The sequence below is a fragment of the Algoriphagus marincola DSM 16067 genome (genome assembly GCF_000429405.1).
Taxonomy (GTDB): domain Bacteria; phylum Bacteroidota; class Bacteroidia; order Cytophagales; family Cyclobacteriaceae; genus Algoriphagus; species Algoriphagus marincola.
Genome location: NZ_AUBU01000030.1, coordinates 1 through 2,563 on the forward strand (window position 1 = coordinate 1; position 2,563 = coordinate 2,563).

At 53.8% G+C, this 2,563-nt stretch carries 1 rRNA gene; it reads left to right on the top strand.

The annotated features are described in order from the left end of the window. Positions 1–24: 24 nt before the first annotated feature. A 23S ribosomal RNA gene (locus tag G457_RS0114895) occupies positions 25–2,563 on the top strand; the annotation flags it as partial.

The window sequence follows — 2,563 nt, forward strand, 5'->3', positions numbered from 1 at the left end:
GAGCAGCGGATAATATGATTAAAAGAGTAAGTGAATAAGGGCGCACGGGGGATGCCTAGGCTCTCAGAGGCGAGGAAGGACGTGCCAAGCTGCGAAAAGCCGCGGGGATCGGCTGAGGCGAAATGATCCGCGGATGTCCGAATGGGGCAACCCACCCGATTGATCGGGTATGTCGAAAGACAGGCGAACGTGGGGAACTGAAACATCTAAGTACCCACAGGAGGAGAAAACAACAGTGATTCCGGTAGTAGTGGCGAGCGAACCCGGATTAGCCCAAACCCAGGCTGTTTCGGCAGGCTGGGGGTAGTAGGACCTGCATGATTTCAAACAAGGAGACGGGAACGGCATGGGAAGGCCGACCGCAGGGGGTGAGAGTCCCGTACTGGAATTTTTGTTTGGAAGGCGGGTATCCTGAGTAGGCCGGGACAGGAGAAATCCCGGTTGAATCTGCCGGCACCATCCGGTAAGGCTAAATACTCCTGAGAGACCGATAGTGAACGAGTACCGTGAGGGAAAGGTGAAAAGTACCCTGAATAAGGGGGTGAAATAGAACCTGAAACCGTGCGCTTACAAGCGGTCGGAGTCCCGATATTTATCGGGATGACGGCGTGCCTTTTGCATAATGAGCCTACGAGTTGCACCTCTTTGGCGAGGTTAATTCCGTAGACGGGAGCAGCCGGAGCGAAAGCGAGTCTGAAAGGGCGTATAGTCAGAGGGGGCAGACGCGAAACTTAGTGATCTACCCATGGCCAGGCTGAAGTTGTGGTAACACACAATGGAGGGCCGCACCGATAAGCGTTGAAAAGCTTCCGGATGAGCTGTGGGTAGGGGTGAAAGGCCAATCAAACTGAGAAATAGCTCGTACTCCCCGAAATGTTTTTAGGAACAGCGTCGTGGATTGTATGATGGAGGTAGAGCTACCGATAGGACTAGGGGGAGTCACATCCTACCAAATCCTGACGAACTCCGAATGCCATCATAGAGAAACGGCAGTGAGGGCTGGGGTGCTAAGGTCCCAGTCCGAGAGGGAAAGAACCCGGACCTACCGCTAAGGTCCCGAAATTTAGGTTAAGTTGAACAAAGGTGGTCCAGTTGCAGAGACAGCCAGGAGGTTAGCTTGGAAGCAGCTATTCCTTTAAAGAGTGCGTAACAGCTCACTGGTCGAGCGACAGGGCGTCGATAATAATCGGGCATCAAACCTAATACCGAAGCGTAGGATTCGCAGCAATGCGAGTGGTAGGGGAGCATTCCAACGGCGGTGAATGCACATGGTGATGTGTGCTGGAGCTTTTGGAAAAGCAAATGTAGGCATAAGTAACGATAATGGGGGCGAGAAACCCCCACACCGTAAGACCCAGGTTTCCTGATCAACGCTAATCGGATCAGGGTTAGTCGGGTCCTAAGGCGCACCCGAGAGGGGCAGCCGATGGCAAACGGGTTAATATTCCCGTACTGGACATGCAGGTGATGGAGTGACGGAGTGGTGAAAGGCCCGCCCGGTGACGGAATACCGGGTTGAAGGGAGTAGGTATTGGACCCATAGTTAAATGCGTGGGTTTAGCCGAACCTGACAGTACCGAGCGTCCTTGGACAATCGGATAGTGGCCCTAAAAGCTTCCAAGAAAAACTTCTAGCGTTAAGCGCATGTTTACCCGTACCGCAAACCGACACAGGTGGTCGAGGAGAGTATCCTAAGGTGCTCGAGTGAATCATGGCTAAGGAACTCGGCAAAATGGCCCTGTAACTTCGGGAGAAGGGGCGCCCCGCAGGAATGCGGGGCCGCAGTGAAGAGGCCCAGGCGACTGTTTAACAAAAACACATGGCTTTGCGAAGTTGAAAGACTAGGTATAAGGCCTGACACCTGCCCGGTGCCGGAAGGTTAAGAGGGGATGTTATCGCAAGAGAAGCATTGAATCGAAGCCCCGGTAAACGGCGGCCGTAACTATAACGGTCCTAAGGTAGCGAAATTCCTTGTCGGGTAAGTTCCGACCTGCACGAATGGTGTAACGATCTGGGCACTGTCTCAGCCATGAGCTCGGTGAAATTGTAGTCGCGGTGAAGATGCCGCGTACCCGCAACGGGACGGAAAGACCCCATGAACCTTTACTGCAGCTTAGCATTGGTACTGGGCAAACGATGTGTAGGATAGGTGGGAGACTGTGAAGCGGCGTCGCCAGGCGTTGTGGAGTCACCGTTGAAATACCACCCTTTGTTTGTCTGGTATCTAATCCCGACTCGGGAGACATTGCTTGGTGGGTAGTTTGACTGGGGTGGTCGCCTCCAAAAGGATAACGGAGGCTTCCAAAGGTTCCCTCAGCACGCTTGGTAACCGTGCGTGGAGTGCAATAGCATAAGGGAGCTTGACTGTAAGGCCGACAAGCCGAGCAGGGTGGAAACACGGGTATAGTGATCCGGCGGTACTGTATGGAAGGGCCGTCGCTCAAAGGATAAAAGGTACTCTGGGGATAACAGGCTGATCTCCCCCAAGAGCTCATATCGACGGGGAGGTTTGGCACCTCGATGTCGGCTCGTCACATCCTGGGGCTGGAGAAGGTCCCAAGGG